The sequence below is a fragment of the Bartonella sp. CM120XJJH genome (assembly GCF_042194715.1).
Classification (GTDB): Bacteria; Pseudomonadota; Alphaproteobacteria; order Rhizobiales; family Rhizobiaceae; genus Bartonella.
On record NZ_JBHINE010000012.1, the window covers coordinates 46,494 to 63,020 of the forward strand.

At 37.7% G+C, this 16,527-nt stretch carries 19 protein-coding genes and 6 pseudogenes; 17 read left to right on the forward strand and 8 right to left on the reverse strand.

Features of this window, described 5'->3' with window-relative positions; translation table 11 throughout:
- Window positions 1-20 precede the first annotated feature (20 nt).
- From ACFIKU_RS06200 to ACFIKU_RS06270, 15 genes and pseudogenes are all read left to right on the forward strand, one after another.
- Window positions 21-464: pseudogene (locus ACFIKU_RS06200) on the forward strand (phage tail protein); the annotation flags it as partial.
- A 13-nt stretch (window positions 465-477) separates the two neighbouring features.
- Window positions 478-732, forward strand: coding sequence for a tail protein X (locus ACFIKU_RS06205; protein ID WP_375656983.1), 255 nt, complete (start codon window positions 478-480; stop codon window positions 730-732).
- A gap of 320 nt (window positions 733-1,052) precedes the next feature.
- On the forward strand, window positions 1,053-1,271 hold the full coding sequence (locus ACFIKU_RS06210; protein ID WP_005773872.1) for a TA system antitoxin ParD family protein: 219 nt from the start codon (window positions 1,053-1,055) through the stop codon (window positions 1,269-1,271).
- The gene (locus ACFIKU_RS06215; RefSeq protein WP_375656984.1) at window positions 1,264-1,548 is read left to right on the forward strand and encodes a type II toxin-antitoxin system RelE/ParE family toxin; all 285 of its coding nucleotides are present in this window, start codon (window positions 1,264-1,266) and stop codon (window positions 1,546-1,548) included. The genes ACFIKU_RS06210 and ACFIKU_RS06215 overlap by 8 nt, the downstream gene beginning before the upstream one ends.
- A 773-nt stretch (window positions 1,549-2,321) precedes the next feature.
- The gene (locus ACFIKU_RS06220; RefSeq protein ID WP_375656985.1) at window positions 2,322-2,516 is read left to right on the forward strand and encodes a hypothetical protein; all 195 of its coding nucleotides are present in this window, start codon (window positions 2,322-2,324) and stop codon (window positions 2,514-2,516) included.
- A gap of 32 nt (window positions 2,517-2,548) precedes the next feature.
- Window positions 2,549-2,650, forward strand: a pseudogene (locus tag ACFIKU_RS06225) (carboxymuconolactone decarboxylase family protein); the annotation flags it as partial.
- Between the two features lie 3 nt (window positions 2,651-2,653).
- Window positions 2,654-3,142 (forward strand): carboxymuconolactone decarboxylase family protein, encoded by a 489-nt coding sequence (locus ACFIKU_RS06230; RefSeq protein ID WP_375656986.1) that lies wholly within the window; start codon window positions 2,654-2,656, stop codon window positions 3,140-3,142.
- A gap of 86 nt (window positions 3,143-3,228) precedes the next feature.
- Window positions 3,229-3,849 (forward strand): hypothetical protein, encoded by a 621-nt coding sequence (locus tag ACFIKU_RS06235; protein ID WP_375656987.1) that lies wholly within the window; start codon window positions 3,229-3,231, stop codon window positions 3,847-3,849.
- 291 nt (window positions 3,850-4,140) lie between these two features.
- Window positions 4,141-4,944 (forward strand): AfsA-related hotdog domain-containing protein, encoded by an 804-nt coding sequence (locus ACFIKU_RS06240; RefSeq protein ID WP_375656988.1) that lies wholly within the window; start codon window positions 4,141-4,143, stop codon window positions 4,942-4,944.
- A gap of 23 nt (window positions 4,945-4,967) precedes the next feature.
- A complete protein-coding gene (locus tag ACFIKU_RS06245; protein ID WP_330167542.1) occupies window positions 4,968-5,798 on the forward strand; it encodes a hypothetical protein in 831 nt (276 codons plus the stop codon).
- Window positions 5,799-5,882: 84 nt separating this feature from the next.
- A complete protein-coding gene (locus ACFIKU_RS06250; RefSeq protein WP_375656989.1) occupies window positions 5,883-6,641 on the forward strand; it encodes an HAD family hydrolase in 759 nt (252 codons plus the stop codon).
- Window positions 6,642-6,793: 152 nt separating this feature from the next.
- Window positions 6,794-7,537 carry an SDR family oxidoreductase gene (locus ACFIKU_RS06255; protein WP_375656990.1) on the forward strand — a complete coding sequence of 248 codons (744 nt, stop codon included), beginning with the start codon at window positions 6,794-6,796 and terminating at the stop codon, window positions 7,535-7,537.
- Between the two features lie 11 nt (window positions 7,538-7,548).
- Window positions 7,549-8,481, forward strand: coding sequence for a DMT family transporter (locus ACFIKU_RS06260; protein WP_144755783.1), 933 nt, complete (start codon window positions 7,549-7,551; stop codon window positions 8,479-8,481).
- Between the two features lie 13 nt (window positions 8,482-8,494).
- A pseudogene (locus tag ACFIKU_RS06265) lies at window positions 8,495-8,572 on the forward strand (Killer protein); the annotation flags it as partial.
- 18 nt (window positions 8,573-8,590) lie between these two features.
- Window positions 8,591-8,695 (forward strand): annotated as a pseudogene (locus tag ACFIKU_RS06270) (transcriptional regulator); the annotation flags it as partial.
- Between the two features lie 1,456 nt (window positions 8,696-10,151).
- Here the strand turns inward: ACFIKU_RS06270 and ACFIKU_RS06275 are convergent.
- From ACFIKU_RS06275 to ACFIKU_RS06285, 3 genes and pseudogenes are all read right to left on the reverse strand, one after another.
- Window positions 10,152-10,388 (reverse strand): annotated as a pseudogene (locus ACFIKU_RS06275) (type ISP restriction/modification enzyme); the annotation flags it as partial.
- On the reverse strand, window positions 10,322-10,534 hold the full coding sequence (locus ACFIKU_RS06280; protein ID WP_375656991.1) for a hypothetical protein: 213 nt from the start codon (window positions 10,532-10,534) through the stop codon (window positions 10,322-10,324). The pseudogene ACFIKU_RS06275 and the gene ACFIKU_RS06280, both read right to left, overlap by 67 nt.
- 536 nt (window positions 10,535-11,070) lie before the next feature.
- Window positions 11,071-12,571: pseudogene (locus tag ACFIKU_RS06285) on the reverse strand (YfjI family protein); the annotation flags it as partial.
- A 208-nt stretch (window positions 12,572-12,779) separates the two neighbouring features.
- Between ACFIKU_RS06285 and ACFIKU_RS06290 the strand changes: the two are divergent.
- The gene (locus ACFIKU_RS06290) at window positions 12,780-13,061 is read left to right on the forward strand and encodes a type II toxin-antitoxin system RelE/ParE family toxin (RefSeq protein WP_375641973.1); all 282 of its coding nucleotides are present in this window, start codon (window positions 12,780-12,782) and stop codon (window positions 13,059-13,061) included.
- Window positions 13,062-13,079: 18 nt separating this feature from the next.
- The gene (locus ACFIKU_RS06295; RefSeq protein ID WP_330168901.1) at window positions 13,080-13,379 is read left to right on the forward strand and encodes a HigA family addiction module antitoxin; all 300 of its coding nucleotides are present in this window, start codon (window positions 13,080-13,082) and stop codon (window positions 13,377-13,379) included.
- Between the two features lie 54 nt (window positions 13,380-13,433).
- Here the strand turns inward: ACFIKU_RS06295 and ACFIKU_RS06300 are convergent, their stop codons facing one another.
- The 5 genes from ACFIKU_RS06300 to ACFIKU_RS06320 form a co-directional block, all read right to left on the reverse strand.
- The gene (locus ACFIKU_RS06300; RefSeq protein ID WP_375656992.1) at window positions 13,434-14,474 is read right to left on the reverse strand and encodes a tyrosine-type recombinase/integrase; all 1,041 of its coding nucleotides are present in this window, start codon (window positions 14,472-14,474) and stop codon (window positions 13,434-13,436) included.
- 2 nt (window positions 14,475-14,476) lie between these two features.
- Window positions 14,477-14,725 (reverse strand): hypothetical protein, encoded by a 249-nt coding sequence (locus ACFIKU_RS06305; RefSeq protein WP_273724609.1) that lies wholly within the window; start codon window positions 14,723-14,725, stop codon window positions 14,477-14,479.
- A gap of 133 nt (window positions 14,726-14,858) precedes the next feature.
- Window positions 14,859-15,470, reverse strand: coding sequence for a hypothetical protein (locus ACFIKU_RS06310; protein WP_375656993.1), 612 nt, complete (start codon window positions 15,468-15,470; stop codon window positions 14,859-14,861).
- Window positions 15,467-16,012: a hypothetical protein gene (locus ACFIKU_RS06315; RefSeq protein WP_375656994.1), complete on the reverse strand. Its 546-nt coding sequence runs from the start codon at window positions 16,010-16,012 to the stop codon at window positions 15,467-15,469. Before ACFIKU_RS06315 ends, ACFIKU_RS06310 begins: the two co-directional genes overlap by 4 nt.
- Window positions 16,013-16,122: 110 nt before the next feature.
- A partial coding sequence (locus ACFIKU_RS06320) for a lambda exonuclease family protein (RefSeq protein WP_375656995.1) occupies window positions 16,123-16,527 on the reverse strand: 405 nt, incomplete at its 5' end.

Genomic DNA, 16,527 nt, shown 5'->3' on the forward strand with positions numbered 1-16,527 from the left:
ACAATGAGGGGAGGGAGTGTATGAGAGATCCTTTGATGATGTTAGGACCGCATCAATTTTATGTGGACTGGCTTAATTTCCAATCCTTTGAAGAAGAGTTTTCTGCCTCATGGGTTTGTATGGAGCGTTTTGGCAGGTCTCCCAGTTTGCAATTTACCGGCTATGGCAATGATGCCAAAACCATTCATGGCGTTTGGTTTCCAGAAGAATTTGGTGATCGGGTAGCGATAGACGCCATCACCACAACGATCAAAAGAGCAAAGCCGGTCCAGATGCTTCGTTGGATCAATGATACCACCTATAGTGTCCTTCTCCATGGACCCGTGGTGATCACCAGTATCACGAAAGACCACGACTATATCAGTTGCTCTGGTCAATCACAGCGCATCCGCTATTCCATTACGCTCTTGCCCTTTTTTAATGGGGGAAAACCACAAGGACAATACCAGGTGGGACAATACCAAGTGGACAAACTCTATGAATATACCCAAAAAGCATGTTGTTGTAGAGCTAGAGGATATGAGTCTCGATCTTATCTGTTTTCACCATGCCATGGCAGTGTTAGGAGACCGGAGGCAAGCTGGTTTACTCAAAGGCTATTTAGAAGCTACATTGGAAGCCAATCCAGAGATTGCCAAATATGGTGTGCTTTTACCGCGAGGCTTAAAGGTTACTTTACCTGAATTTGTGTTGTCTAATCCCCAAAGCATGGTGAAGCGGCTATGGGATTAATGCGTACACACCCTTTTATTATCGTCGGGGTAGGAATGCTATATTTATATAAAATAAATAGATTATATAGAAGTTCGGGAATTTTGATTCCGTTGATTCTTTTAACTTATTTTCTGCCTATCCCGAACCTTTTTAGAGCTTATTCTCGATCATTTAGTTCTAAATTTATCTTTTATTTTCTCTTCTTTCAGATATTAAGAAAGATGGCTGTGAGAGAAGGAATTGTGTTAGAGATCTGCTAAGGTTATTGTGTTTCAAAGGTTGCTTTTTAACACCTTTTGAACTATATTACCACCTTATTGTAAGGTAGGAGTATAGTCATGGCTACAACTGTTAAACTGTCTGATGATCTCATTAATGAGGCTAAGCGTTACGCGTCTGTTTATAGCCGCTCGGTTCCTAAGCAAATTGAATATTGGTCGCGTATGGGCAAAATAGCCGAAGAAAATCCAGATCTCTCCTTTCAATTTATTCAAGCAATCTTACTTGGACAACAAGAAAATGCAGATGGCGATGTAACAGCATTCGAATTTGGCTGAATCTATGCAAGTTTTACAAACCCATTCATTTAAAAAAACTGTCAAAAAACTGCATGCCAACCAAAAACAAGATCTAGACCAAGCTGTTCGCGTCATTATGAAAACGCCCACCATTGGTCAAGCCAAAACAGGTGATCTTTCTGGTGTTTTTGTCTATAAATTTAAAATGGCCAAGCAATTGACGCTGCTTGCTTACAGCTATGAAGATCACATGATTACTTTGACCTTGTTAGCTCTTGGCTCTCATGAAAATTTTTACCGAGATCTTAAAGCATAATATATTTTACAACTTGATAGAGGCACACAGCATTAATTTTACTAAAGTTCTCCAGTGCTAAAGGTATTAAACCAAAATTTATAGACATGATCAAGCTATATTGGGCAGCTAATTGCGGCATAATATTTTTAGCTAAACCGATTGGAGGACTTTGCAGCAAAGGAGTACTGCACTCATCTGCTATTACATACCTCTAACTTGAGTTAAAAACAAAGCTCTTCCGTACACCCCAACAAATGGCTTTGTCATGATAGAACTTTACTAGATTAGAGATAAGTCAGTAGCATCTGTTATAAATTTAACGCTTCGCACTTTCCTCGGTAAATTCAAGCCGCAAAATACTAAATATAACTAAGTCCTATAGCTCAATGCGCACATAATCATGCATGGTGTTTCTACGCTCAACAAGTTACACCTCAGTTCTCTTGCGCAAATACGAATAAGAAGGGTTTAATTTGCTAATTTTAGCTCAGTCTTAAGTACAACGTCTGGAAAGGCTACACGTGCCTGCTGCATCAACGTAATATTAATGCCATAGAAAAATCCCTTACTATCTGCTATAGCTTCATAAGGATTGCCTATAATGTAAAAAATGAAAAATAATATAAAATAAATTTACAAAAATGATTGACCAGGATATTAAAGCACGATAACGATTCATGCAATGCAAATCCGCAAGAGGAGATAAGGTATTGCATTTTAATTGAAGGTTTAGTTTTTAAGGAAAGTAAAAGCCTTATCCAACTAAGGCTCCGTGGGGAGGGGGCCATTATATGCAAGAACAAACATTTGTAAATTATAAGAAAAATGCTTATGAATTGGGCGTGGAGCGTTTACGCTCTATGGAATTGGTCGAGACTCCTTCAATTCTTGAAGAAATGGCCGATGTTGCCCCTGATCTCGCAAAATTCATCATCTCTTTTGTGTATGGAGAAATTTATGAGCGACCTCACTTAACAAGCCGTTAACAAGCCGTATTCGGCAGCTTGCCACCGTTGCCATCTGTGCAACTCTCGGTAATGCAAGACGGCAACTCAAATTCCACCTTACCAGTGCTCTTAATATTGGGTGTAGTCCTGCTGAGCTGATTGAAGTAATGATACAGTTGGCACTTTATGCAGGGTTTCCAGCAGCCTTAAATAGTGTTTTTGCTGCAAAAGAGGTCTTTGATGAAAAGCAACTAGACTTCATATCTAGTTGCGGCTCGCCATTAGTATGCGAGGATCGCTACGAATCTGGACTGAAGGCACTAGAACATATTGATGGCCCCGATGGACAAATGATTATTAAGACACTGGGTAGCATTGCTCCAGACTTAGCTCGTTTTGTTGTTGAGTTTGGGTTTGGTGATATCTACACACGGCCTATCCTCAACTTCTTTGAACGGGAAATTATAACGGTGGCAGCGTTAGGAACGTTAGGAACTGCGATTCCACAGCTGAAGCTGCATATACAGGGTCTGCTTAATGTAGGTGGCACGCCCGAACAGGTGATTGAATTAGCAATTCACATTGCTCCTTATGCAGGCTTTCCTGCAGCGATTAATGTCGTTGAAATTGCTAAAGAAGTTTTTGCCTCACGCAAGGAGACATAGAGAAATTTATTTGCCAGCAACATCATTATTATCAAAAGCGTGATACTTACGAATTTAATTTTTTTCTTAATTTCAAGGAGAATTTAATGTCTACACCGTATCTTTTAATTACAGAAATATATCCTAAAGAAAACCAAACTCTTACAGTAGCTAAGAAATGGAGGCAGATCATAGCAGAAAAATCTGAGCAGCAGGCTACGGTGTTTGTATCTCTTGATAATAGGACTGTTCTGCAGTTGAGAGCCTTGCCCTCATTAAAACAGATTGAGAGCTTGCCGGGGATATGGGAGCTTGAATTAAAATTATTGGGAGAAGATCTTGTGAACGACTTTCGTCGTCAACTTTTGACCTATGTTGAATCGGTAAAAGTGCTCAAGCAGTCTTTGCCTAGCACACCGTATCTGCAGCTGCGTCATATTGAGGTTCCTCCAAGCCGTTTTACCTCCTACCGCCAATGGCGAGACAAAACCATTTTTGACGTAGTACGCAAGGCATCTGAGGTTGAAGAGTTTATTGCTTATCATTCCATCATTAGTACAGAGCCGGGTGTTATGTTTCTCTCCGGTTTTTCTGTTGATCCTGAGATCTATAAGAGCCTTTTTTCTTCTCCGCGCTATCAAGAGATAATTAAAAAGGCCGGAGACGATTTTATCACGGGTGGAGAAGGTGGACTTTATACAAAAATTTACAAACGCTTTATTAATTAACAACGAACTACGGCGATAGCTGTAAAACTAAGCTGCAGCTTTTGGTTTGAGTGGAGGGTAGTGATTACTAAAAATGAGCGCTTACTCTTCTATAATATTACCGAAAAGCCATGTATGTTTTAAGTCATGTAATTATTTTGGTAAATTTTTGCTTATATTTGATCAATAACGTAGTTACCGATTTTTAAAGCCATATAATAATTTTATGAAGAGTATGTTTTTATTTCAAATAAATCAAAGAGATATAAAAAGAGAGTTAAAATTAGTTATAATTTTGAGGCAGGGAGCACAATGAAAAATACATCTAATAAGAAAATTTTTATAGTTGGCAATAAATTTCATGAATTTAGTATACATGAAAACGTTAAGACTTTTGGGGAAATTTTAGAGATGATACGTACAAATTCCTTTGCCAATTTACCTAGTAATAGTCAACTTGTTAGCGGTCAAGGGTTAACAGAAATTCAAGCTCAAGCTCTTTATGACCAAGGACTATATCCACTCGCAGCCCACGGGATTGATATTTCTCCTCTACTACAGCGTCCACTTCGCGTTAGCCGCCTGAAAAGTCATAAGCACTACATCAGAAATGCGATTATCTCTCACCCGAAACGTTTAGATGAGCATAATTTTGAATCTCACTTAATATTGGATGAACGGTCAGAACTAATGAATGATCATCAAACTGGACAACATATACAAGGTATGGTGTTGATTGAAGCAGCTCGTCAAATGTTTTTAGCAGTTACTGAGGAATATTTTATCGGAGATAACTGGACGGAGCCGTATTACTTCGTGTTAAATAGCCTGGCTGCCAATTTTACAGGGTTTGTATTCCCTCTTGACATTGTTTTTAACTATCGAATTAACTCTAGCGATATATCCAGATTATCTCGCCTTCACTTCGATATAACTATATCAGTTAACCAAGGCGACACGAGCGCCGCTACTCTTTCCTTTCAGTTTACTGCTTATCATGCAGAAAAACTAAAGAAGAATGAACACAAACAAGCGATTAAATTTCTTAACAAGCAAACAGGTAGGGACTCTGTCTCGCGGAAAGCTGAGAACCTTGAAAATGTTTATCTTGCGTAGAGGCATTATCTATGAAAACAATAATGTACGAACTAAGTTTGACTACACAAGGACCGACTTATCCCCCGAGCGAAGTAATGGATGAAAAGGGAAATTTTATTGTTATTGGACAAATCAATCGCATGAATTCCCATGGAGAACTTACCTCAGAGTGGGGAAGAGCTTTGGTATCAACCTCTACTGTAACTCCTGAATTCGGCAAGAATGCTCCCTACGATATCATAAAAGAACTTTCAGATCCTCTTTCTAGTAGTGATGCCTCTCTTGTATTACATACTCTGCCCTTACCATTACCATGCAATAATTATCCAGTAATATTTGCACCAGCGCAATGCCCCAATGCGAAAAATATTTATCTGCCAAGCTATGGCTTCCATGAAGTACCAATACCAGACGCTCGAAACCAAGATGGTAGAAAGATTACTGCGCCGATAACCCTTGAACAATGGTGTAAAGCGAAAGGATCCATGGAAGTTTCCGTCCCTAACGACCAACGAACAGGACATTTTCGTTTTGAATTTTTGGGGTTAATTCCTAACAGTCTTTACACAATTATGGCACTACGGCAACATGATCTGAATCCCCATGCACCTACACGACCTGGCCCACTTGGTCTTCCCAATATACTACTGGCAGATGCTGATGGGCATGCCTTTTATCAAGCAATATTACCCAATCCGTTTCCATCTGTGAACGATCCCTCTGCTAATCGAATAGTAAATATCGTCTTGCTTTGGATGAGTTATCAAATGAATCGAGGCGGTGCGATCGGATGGTATGGCTTAGGAGGGGATGTCCACGCGCAGCTAAAGCTCAAAAAAACAGGTTTCTGGGAATTCACAACAAAGGATTAATATTACGAATAAATCATATCCATGCTTATAAAGAACAAACAACATTATAAAGTATTTAATTTTTTTTGAAGGGAGAAATTAATAATGAGCCTTGCGTATGCATTCTTCGATGTAGATGGCCTCCTTATTCGGAGCAAGAGTATGCTCGCTTTCCACGATTTCTGGTATAAATCTTGGCTAGGTTTTTCAACCAACGCTCACCAAGAGGAATATGCAGATACTACTGCTATTTTACGTGCACACCATGATAACCAGAGTCCGCGCAGCGTAATAAACCGTCGCTTTTATGAATTTTTTGCCGGACGTGCTGTAGCAGAAGTAACAAGATGTGCAGAAACTTGGGCAAAGCGCGCGTTGATTAATCCTACTTTCTTAATCCAAGAAGTAGTAACAGAACTAAAATCCCATCATAGCCAAAAAATTGAGCCGGTCTTAGTATCCGGCTCTTTTATAGAAATTCTAGCCCCCATTGCAGAACATCTAGGTGTACCTTACATCTTGGCCACAAAACTATTGCATGATGGGCAAAAATATAATGGCCGTTTCGTCCCTCCGCAAACGATCGGCGTTGGAAAAGCGCTTGCGATTCAGGATTTTATTGAAAAACATGGTGGTGACCTTAAGAACTGCTGGGCCTACGGTGATGATATTTCCGATGAGCATATGCTGAAGCTTGTAGGTCATCCTGTCGCTGTTATTGGCGATCCTTTGCTTGAGGCGTATGCTCACAAGCATGGTTGGCGCTGTTTAAATCTACCTAAAGAATCACAAACTCTAGCATTCTCCTCTAAAAAGGTATTTCCTTTTAATGAGACGTTTTTACATGAAATATCAGTTCTTTAGTTATTCAACCTAATCACAATAAACTTTAAGGCTATCTTATTATTTAAACAATTTAATAATACTCAATACATTAAACATAATACAGTAATACATAATGCATGGCTAAAAATAAACTAGCTGAATATTAATGATTACAACTTCAGGTATAGAAAATGCTAAACGAAATGATAAAAAACACGACCGGAATTTACTCACAACAACAGAAACGTATTTTAGTCACAGGAGGCGCTCGCGGCATCGGTAAAGCAATTGTTCTAAACTTATTGAAAAATGGTCATAAGGTAGCAAGTGCAGACATCATTGACATAGAACTACCAACCTCCATCGATACGGCAAGCTTATGTAAATTGATTGTTGATATCCGCGATAAAGAAGCCATTGACTCTTCTGTCCATAAGGTTATCTCAGAATTTGGTGGTCTTGATGTCTTAGTTAATGTAGCAGGCATTTGTTATAGTGGCGATCCAGAAACAATTGATGCTCAAGAATGTGCTGAAACATTTGATGTGAATATTAAAGGAATGTTCTATATAACAGCTGCTACTTTACCCTATCTAAAAAAGGAAATTCGCGCCGATATTATAAATATTTCATCCATATGGGGTGTAGAATACAATCCTTCTTTAATTTCATATTCTTCTTCTAAATTTGCTGTAGAGGGCTATACTGGTGGGTTGCGCTTATGGGGAATGCCACAAAATATTCGTGTTTGTTCAATCCAAGTTGATAAAGTTAATACGGATTTTCGTCGCAATTTAAAAGGATTCCCAGAGAATCTTGCCAAAATGCTTCACCCAGATGACATTGCTTCCGCGGTCAACTTTATTCTTTCCTCATCTAATACCGCACAAATTTCTTCTATACGTCTCGATGCTCCACTTTGGTACCAAGTATAAGGATCTATCCAATGAAAATCACGCCCAGAATAGCTCTTGTCTTAACCCTCGTAGGAACCTTTTTTTGGGGTTCCAATTTCCAAGCCACTAAGATAGCTTTAACGACTGTTTCTCCATGGACAGCTTCTTTTGAGCGGTTTCTCATTGCCGTAATCGCCATATTTTTAATTATGATTTTCAAAGAAGGCTTGCGGTGGCATGTTTTATCGCAAAATTTTATTTCTTATATTTTCCTAGGGATTATCGGTGTGGCAGGGTTTAATGGCGCTTTATTTGTTGGCTTGCAAACGTCAAATCCCATAACAGCCTCCCTCATCATGGCGACAACCCCTATTAGTGCTAATATTATTGAAGCTATCATGAATAAATCTTTCCCAACCTGTGAGAGGGTTATAGGGATGCTCATTAGCATGTTCGGGGTCTATTTAGTCATAACAAATGGGAGATTTTTGTCTAACCATGTTTCCTTTGCCAAAGGAGATATTATGATTCTTTTAGGTTCCATTGGTTGGGCGTTCTATACCGTGGGCACGCGGTCATTTGTCAAGAACGCAACCCCGCTTGAAACAACAAGCTGGACGATGCTCTCTGGCACCGTCGCCCTTGGCGTCCTAACCTTTTTATTCGAATCCCCTCTTCAAGAAACGATGTCTATGTCCGGCGCTAGTTTATTCGCACTCCTTTGGATGGGGGTTGCAGGATCAGTTTTAGCCTACCTATTTTGGAATATTGGAATAGCGATCCGAGGTCCGGGTAAGACGGCGATATTTTTCAATTTTGTACCTATTTCAGCCTTATTGGTGCAAATTCTGTTCGGCTTCATCCCTCAAATCATGCAAATCATAGGCGTTTTTGTTACGATTTTTGGAGTTCTAATCGGACAAGGCTATATATTCAGCTTACTAGGATCTAGAAAAGCCGTTCCCAATGCGCATAAAGAGTAATATACTTTTTAAGATGAATGGAAATTGGCGTGTTATTTTTCGCTTTATCGGAACAGATGTGGAGCTTGTTGATTATCAAGATTACCATTGATGAAAGGAATGAAAACAAATGACGCATAACCCCGCCCATTCTAGTGAAGTTCTAAAAGTAGCTTTTTTAGAAGAAATGGGGATAACAATACAAAAATTAGCGTATCGTCTTCATATAACAAAATACGTATTTATTGTCAAATAATATTTTATCTTTTTTTGTATTTTTTAAATACGTTGTGTATTGATAATATCTTATGATTATGAATTGCTTCTTTTATATTTATATGCGTTTAAAGCTATATTATGGGCTTTATGAAACGATTGCGTTATGTTTTGAATTATACATCTATAATATTTAAAAAGGCTCTCATAATGCGTATTTTTATCTTTATAACCTATCAGTTTTTTTACTAAATGAATTTAAATTTTTTTGTGAATTTTGTTTATAATACATTTAAAATTTAATAGCCTCTTATAGGTGCTCTCTTTATAATCAATGCGTTCATTTACAGTTTAGTTATTTGAAGCTGCTGTTTTTACGCATTTTCTATAGCTGTTATATGCTTTATAGCCATGGCATCATTTTTCATTTTCATAAGAGAAACGATAAGTAGGATAATTGTAATTTATAGACTGTTATGAAAACATCTAAAGAGAGATTGATAATTATAGAGATCAGTAAAATTCCTTTTAATAGGCTTTTGTCAGTGATGTCAGTTTTGTCAGTTCTTTTTAGACCCTCTATTATTTTTTTTGAATGGTAAAAAATTAAAATCAATATATTTCAATATGTTAATATCTTTAAAACATAACTTATATCAAGAGTACAATCTTTAAAGATAGCCAATGATGTGAATTGATTAAAACTTGTCAGTTATGTGTCAGTAAATTGAACTGACAAAAGTGATCATTTTAATGAGTCATTAAAACGTGTCTTATGAAAAGCATATGAAATTAAAAACTGATTACGTTATCAAAATCCTTTTTATGAATTTTATCAGTTCTTTTGAATGATAACCTTATGATTTAGAGAATGATTACAACGTGCTTTATGAAAATCATGTGATCCTTTAAAGCCTTTCAAAAGATGGTTTATAACTCATAAGAAATGCTATCAAGATCATTAGGTTATGAGTTTTGGGGGTGCTTTTTATAGGTATTATTTTATTTTTTTAATTAAAAATAAAAATCATTATATTTCAATGCGTTAATGTTTTAAATAAACAACCTATATTAAATACAATCCGTAAATACAATCTATAATATATATAAAAAGGGGTTTTGGGGGTTTTAAGAACCTACAAAACCTATAAGTAATATAAGAAAATGAATATACATAACTCTTTTTAAACAAAGCTTTTGAAAAGGATAAAGTTATCATTTTAGATTACGGTATAACCTCTTAAAGGCAATGTAAAAAAATCTAATTCTATTTAAGAGTGGGTTTCTTAAAAGTCTTAAAGCAATCCAAATAAGAGTATCTAAAAGTGCAAGTTTCTTCTTTTTAGAATAACGCATGATAAATTATCCTTTTAAAGATTGTACGTAAGCAATGTATAAAGGGGGTATAGAACCTATAGGTATAAGACCTTTTACCCCTTATAAGGTTAACATACCCATTATGTGGCATACCAAGTCTATTCAGTTTCTCTAATTTCCAATTTTGGTAGTTTTTTTACGATTTTCATGGTTTCTAAACTTACGGTAATAACCCTTTGAAATAACTCTAGAGGGTAGGCAGGGTTGCCAATGGTTTCAACGGCATAACGATTGGCATCATTCACAATGCCACTCTTTTTATCAGTCTTTACACATTGACGCCCCATAACCCATTCAAGAGCGGGTCTACCATTGACAATATACTCATAAGCTTCTGAAGCGGGTCTTGCGTCAAATAGGCAATGACAAACTTTTCAAAAGCAGCTTGCTTTTCTTGCTCTGATATCGCTTGATCACGATAGGCTTGTAAGAGAGAGCGTAAAGTGAATTGTTCATTATCAGAATAAAGAGGGTGAGACATAAAGAATAGACTCCATGACAATATATTCTACTGATTAATTCTCTTCAAAAGAATCAAAGTGAAGCCAATTAAATCCATTTGGGATAAATAGCGAGTGTCAGATGAGGTGAAATTCTTGCAAAACCAGAATTTTTTTTTCAAAAAGGCTTTTAAAAGGTACTTATCCACAGCCCATGACATGGAATAAGATCAGCAAAGTAGTGAAATTTGCTGTTCGTTTCACGTATTCATCAAGATAAATGTACTACGTGCTTTAAAATATCAGAATGAGTATTTTGATAGGTTTTGTAGGTTCTTAAAACCCCCAAAACCCCTACAAAACCCCTTTAAATATATATTATAGATTGTATTTACGGATTGCATTTAATATAGGTTGTTTCTTTAAAACATTAACATATTGAAATATAATGATTTTTATTTTAGATTAAAAAAATAAAATAATACGTACAAAAAGCCCCCCCCAAAACTCATAATGGGGAGTGCTTTGAAGAGTTCACTGTTATATTGTTAATGTTCTATAAGATTTCCAAATTGCCTCAGTGTGATGTTTTATGGCTTGTCACTAAGGGATTCCATTCATAGCGTATGGTAGGGCGACCGCCTTGTGAGCTCTTGTCTCCAGAGATTTCACGTATATAGTTACAACGGCATAAAAGCTCTAAAGCTTGCTTAACGGCTCCATTATCTTTGAAACATTTCCAATCACGTTTATAAATATCCCTTGTTGTAAAAACATCGGGTAAATGATCACAACGTTCGACAATTAATTTTGCCCCCTCTGTTGCTAAGCTATCCGCCGCCGCATAAAGACGTTTGACATGACTTAACAAATATTTTTCCCAATACAAGGCTCTTTCAAGGGCATCTAAACGCCCACCCTCAACCAGTTCAAAAATCAACGCAAGGGTTGGTATGGTTTGATTCATTTTCAAAAGATGTGCTTTTAAACTTGCAGAGAAATGACCATTCTTTATTCTTTTCTGAAAATCTTCCCACCATTCACGAAACATTTCTTGGGCTTCGGCAGAAAAGCGTATGGTAATAGGGTGTTTTGGTGATCCAAACGGTTTATCATAAAGAGAACGAAAAACCCCTTGATAACTTTCCCATGCCTTTTGATTGGGAGGTCTATCAACCCATAACTGCTCTTGTCGTTCATCGGGAAAGATCAGCATTTGAAACCGTTGCATAAGACCATCATCGTTTATTCCACGGTGCATGTCTTGAATAATGGGAATAATACGTTCAGGTTGAATACCCCCTATAATAGAGACAGTTGCATTGGGAATAAAAATGGTTCCCCGTCCTATACGGTCATAGGTGTAAGACTTATTGCCATTAAAAGCTGTTAGATAAAAGGCACGATCTGATTGATATTCCTTGCGTTCCAAATCGGATAAAAAACCAGATAATTCATCACGAACCAACAATAAACCACGGGGGTTTTCTTTTAAGAGTTCCCCAAGCTTTTCAACGGTCACATCATTGACGATAAGACGGCGTTTTATAGAACTGTCATCTTCCTCACTTTCTTTGTGTTCAAGAGTTTGTGAAAGAAGAGCAAGGGCTTGTTCTTCGTCTTGATCTTTGAGTGCTTTATAGGCTTGTTTTTTCTTTTCTCGTTTATCTAATTCACTAAGAATCTCTTTTGTTTCTTGCTGTTTTTTCTTCTTTACCCACTCTTGATGCCATTCATCTTGAAATTCATAAAGAGGTTCTAAAGCAGCGCCATGGTACCTGTTTTCATGGTCGAAGGTTCCCCCACAATGGCACCCCAGAGATTAGGAACAATTTTCCAATTGGTATGTTGTTTTGGGGCAATCCGCACGCCATTGCCAATCACAGCAGCCAAAGCACAGAGAGCAGAGATAGCAATAAAATCCATAGGGGCTTGTTGGCTATCCGCAACGTCATAAACATAGTCCATTAATGGCGTTGGCAACTGTAATAAGCTAAAAGGCTCGACGGGTAAGAGAGCCGTATTAATCGGTTGCAATTCCCCCAACCATTTTGTTGCAATGCGATTTCATAAGGGACCATTATATTTATATAAAATCAATAAGTTATATAAAAGTTCGGGAATTTTGATTCCGTTGATTCTTTTAACTTATTTTATGTCTATCCCGAACCTTTTTATAGCTTATACTCAATCGTTTTATCAAAATATGAAATTAGATTTTACAGTATAGTGCTTGACTCTTATTTTTAATGATCGTATAGTTATGGTATACGATAAGGGGCGATAATGGCAATTGTGAGTTTCAAACATAAGGGCTTAAAATTATTTTATACAACAGGTTCCACAAAAGCTATTCGACCAGATCACGTGAAAAAGTTACGCGTTATCTTGACAGCTTTAACAAGTGCTACGTCACCTGAAATGTTGAAAGCACCTGCCTTTAAAATGCACCCTCTTAAAGGTGAACTTACAGGATACTATTCTATATGGGTGAATGGAAATTGGCGTGTTACTTTTCGCTTTATAGGAACAGATGTGGAGCTTGTTGATTATCAAGATTACCATTGATGAAAGGAACGAAAACAAATGATGCATAACCCCGCACATCCGGGCGAAGTTCTAAAAGTAGCTTTCTTAGAAGAAATGGGGATAACAATACAAAAGTTAGCTGATCATCTTCATATGACAAGAGCTTCTCTATCAAGAGTGATTAACGGACATGCTTCTATGAGTACCGAACTTGCAGTGAAATTAGAACTAGCTGGTTTTAGTAAAGCAAAATTTTGGCTGGATATGCAAACGAATTATAATTTATGGCAAACAATGCAACAGACACAACCACCTATTTCTCCTCTGGTTTCTGATGCACCTCAAACGCCGCATTAATTTCATTCATAATTTTGACGGGGCTTTGTTTTTTTTTAGCAGCCACTCATTGTCCTAACTTTTTTGAAGTTTTTTGATTGCTTCTATTGCAAGTCGTTTTCTGTCGGCTGTTTTGGTATAAAGGGATGCCATGTTATCTTCTGTCCAGCCAAAAAGCGCTTTCATTTGCGAAACTGTCGCACCTGCATTTGCTGCACGTGTTGCTGCTAATTTTCGCAATCCATGCGCTGATTTTTTAATACCTGCTGCATTACAAGCTTTACGAAACAGATTACCAAAACTTTCTTTGGTCAGTTTTTTACCTTCTTTACCGCAAATAAATGTTTCATCTCCAATAGGACCAATTTTAAGTGTTTCTGCGAGTTCTGGCAAAATCGGGAGAAAAACATCTGTTTTAAATTGGCTCTTTTCTGTTTTTAAATGAATAATATTATCTGTTGTGATATCTTTCCAGCCGATACGAACGGCATCACCACGACGTAAACCTGTATACAAAAGGACGTCAATCCAGACGCGTTCATGTGTACCATGTGACCAACGGTGATAATATTTATCTATGTCTTCTTCTAACCATGGTATGAATCCTTCTGCGTTAAAGGATTTTGGTGGCTTTATATTAAAAGCAGGATTTCTATTCAAAAGATCATTATCAACTGCCCAATTGAAAAGACCATTTAAAGCCGTTAAAAAATGTCTTGCTGCGGCGGGAGTCTCGCGTCTTCTTTCTACTGCGTCAAGAATGTGTTGTTTGTTTATGCTTTTATATGCACGATCACCGATATGTTTAGAAATATTATTCAGAATTCGATATTTAACTTTTTTCGTGGATTCTGATTGATTATGCCATTGCATGCTTTGTAAATACTGATGCAATAACCAATCGAAAGACCCTTCTGTGAGTCTGGTACGCCTCTTTGTTTTGGAGGAGCCATTTTGCGCTTGTTTAATGGCAATCGTATAATTGTCAACAAACTCTTGCGTTCCATAGGTTCCTTCAATCCGAAACCGTGGTCCATGACCAATACGTACATACCATATAACTTTACCATGGCGTGTACGTTCACGAACAAGATGCGGTGGACGGCGTTTTGGCATGGCTAAAACTTTATACCGTCGACAGAGGGGCAGCTTTTGCTGGTCTCGTAGTCTTCTTTTTCATTTTCAAGCGGTGGAAAATCGTCAATGCTATAAGTATTATCGGTCGTTGTTGGTGTTATAGTTTTATTGATATGAATTAATAATTCTCCTGTAGGTTTGATTTCTATGAGTTCACATCCTTGTTTTTTAGCTTCTCTTAAAGCACGAGCAATAGCTGGTTGCGTGATAGTAGGTGGGCGGTGTGGCATGTTTATTCCCCTTCATTTTAGATGTAATTCACTCGTGGCGTGAATCACGCTGGTGTTAAAATTTTGTTTGTGTGGCTAGAAACGGCTTATAGAGACACTATAAGATTAGTCGTTCGTATTTCTTTTCCATGGTTTATTGCCTCTCGCCCGTTGTGATGATTTCATCATTGATGATCTCTGCGTTTCCATGAATAAATGCATAACCATAGATTTTGGCATTTCCCCCAACTTTTGCTCTGATGGAAATCAATGGACTGTCATAAATTTTAGCATTCCCATAAATTTTAGCTTTTCCACTAATAAATGCACCACCGGAAACTTGTGCATTCTCGTAGATTTGTGCACTGGCAAAAACACGAGCATGTCCAAAAATCTGCGCATTGCCAAAAATATTAGTTTCTCCGGTAACAGATGCACTACCAAAAACACATGCATTTTCGTAAATATCAGCAATGTTATCAATATAAGCATCACCAAAAACCTTGGCTTTGTCATAAACTCTTGCATGACCATCCACACGAGCGTTTCCATAAACATGTGCATCACCAAAAATCTTGGCATAACCATAGACTTTTGCATCATCACCTACCCAGCAATTGCCATCATGACTTAGATTGTCTTCTTTTTGTATAAAACCGCCTAGGTCGTCTGCTTTAACATCATCAAAATCCCTTAAAGCACGAATTCGGTGAAGAGTTTTGCCATCAAACTCAATTGTTTCATCTGTCAGTTCGTATTTTCTCATTTGGTTTGTTCTCTAGTTGAGATTCTTCTATCGCCATCAATCCAGTCGTCCCAACATACACATGCTTCACCGTAAATTTTTGCATGACCGTAAACATGCGCATTGCCGTAAACATGGGCATTGCCGTAAACACGCGACCTATCGTAAATGTATGCCTCACCGTAAACTTGTGCATTGCCATAAACTTCTGCATTATCAAAAACGTGCGGTTCACCGCAAATATATGCATCACCGTAAACTTCTGCATGACCGTAAATGCATGGTTCATCGAAAACTTCTGCTTTGCCATAAATACGAGAATTGTCGTAAACATGTGCATAACCGTAAACTTGTGCATTTTCGTAAACCTTAGCATCATCATAAACCTTGGCATAACCCCCAATCCAGCAATTACCATGATGTGATAGGTTGTCTTCTTTCTCGATATAGCTGCCAAGATCACCTTGCTTGACGTCCCCCAAATCTCTCAATGCACGAATGCGGTGGAGAGTTTTGCCATCAACTTCGATTGTTGCGTCTGTCAGTTCATATTTCTTTTCCATGGTTTATTTCCTTGATTTGCGTACAGTCTACCCGTAGCGTGAATCATACATGTGTTGAAATTGTTAGGAATGGGGCGGGGGTGCTGGGAGGAGAGAGCACCCCCATATGTTTAAGCGGCTTTTGCCAAAATCTTTTGCATCTCTTGTTCTATTTCCCCTAAAAAGATTTCGACCGCTTTATTGATCTCTTCAATGTGTTTCTCATCACGGTTGACGCGTTTGACTTTCATTCTCAAACCAGTAGATTTGCCTACAAAATTTGGATTATAGCTAATGAAATCACACCACTTTCGTCCTGTACAAGCCATTTGGAATTGCATTTGTGCGTGATATTCTGGTTTGATTTCGTCATACATAAAAAAACGAAGATGAGTTGTTGATTGTGGACATTTGACTTCGATTAAACCGTCCTCTCCAATGAACCCATCAGGACTTGCACCCGCCATTTTCATTTTTGGGTGTGGGATAAACCCGCATCTTGTGACTTCTGCGTCATAAATGAATTCATATTCTCT

What these genes read in the sequence shown, in the direction of transcription:
- ACFIKU_RS06205 (WP_375656983.1), top strand. Translation starts at nt 478, where the DNA reads ATGAATATACCCAAAAAGCATGTTGTTGTAGAGCTAGAGGATATGAGT.
- ACFIKU_RS06210 (WP_005773872.1), top strand. Translation starts at nt 1,053, where the DNA reads ATGGCTACAACTGTTAAACTGTCTGATGATCTCATTAATGAGGCTAAG.
- ACFIKU_RS06220 (WP_375656985.1), top strand. Translation starts at nt 2,322, where the DNA reads ATGCAAGAACAAACATTTGTAAATTATAAGAAAAATGCTTATGAATTG.
- ACFIKU_RS06235 (WP_375656987.1), top strand. Translation starts at nt 3,229, where the DNA reads ATGTCTACACCGTATCTTTTAATTACAGAAATATATCCTAAAGAAAAC.
- ACFIKU_RS06240 (WP_375656988.1), top strand. Translation starts at nt 4,141, where the DNA reads ATGAAAAATACATCTAATAAGAAAATTTTTATAGTTGGCAATAAATTT.
- ACFIKU_RS06245 (WP_330167542.1), top strand. Translation starts at nt 4,968, where the DNA reads ATGTACGAACTAAGTTTGACTACACAAGGACCGACTTATCCCCCGAGC.
- ACFIKU_RS06250 (WP_375656989.1), top strand. Translation starts at nt 5,883, where the DNA reads ATGAGCCTTGCGTATGCATTCTTCGATGTAGATGGCCTCCTTATTCGG.
- ACFIKU_RS06255 (WP_375656990.1), top strand. Translation starts at nt 6,794, where the DNA reads ATGCTAAACGAAATGATAAAAAACACGACCGGAATTTACTCACAACAA.
- ACFIKU_RS06260 (WP_144755783.1), top strand. Translation starts at nt 7,549, where the DNA reads ATGAAAATCACGCCCAGAATAGCTCTTGTCTTAACCCTCGTAGGAACC.
- ACFIKU_RS06280 (WP_375656991.1), bottom strand. Translation starts at nt 10,534, where the DNA reads ATGTCTCACCCTCTTTATTCTGATAATGAACAATTCACTTTACGCTCT.
- ACFIKU_RS06290 (WP_375641973.1), top strand. Translation starts at nt 12,780, where the DNA reads ATGGCAATTGTGAGTTTCAAACATAAGGGCTTAAAATTATTTTATACA.
- ACFIKU_RS06295 (WP_330168901.1), top strand. Translation starts at nt 13,080, where the DNA reads ATGATGCATAACCCCGCACATCCGGGCGAAGTTCTAAAAGTAGCTTTC.
- ACFIKU_RS06300 (WP_375656992.1), bottom strand. Translation starts at nt 14,474, where the DNA reads ATGCCAAAACGCCGTCCACCGCATCTTGTTCGTGAACGTACACGCCAT.
- ACFIKU_RS06305 (WP_273724609.1), bottom strand. Translation starts at nt 14,725, where the DNA reads ATGCCACACCGCCCACCTACTATCACGCAACCAGCTATTGCTCGTGCT.
- ACFIKU_RS06310 (WP_375656993.1), bottom strand. Translation starts at nt 15,470, where the DNA reads ATGAGAAAATACGAACTGACAGATGAAACAATTGAGTTTGATGGCAAA.
- ACFIKU_RS06315 (WP_375656994.1), bottom strand. Translation starts at nt 16,012, where the DNA reads ATGGAAAAGAAATATGAACTGACAGACGCAACAATCGAAGTTGATGGC.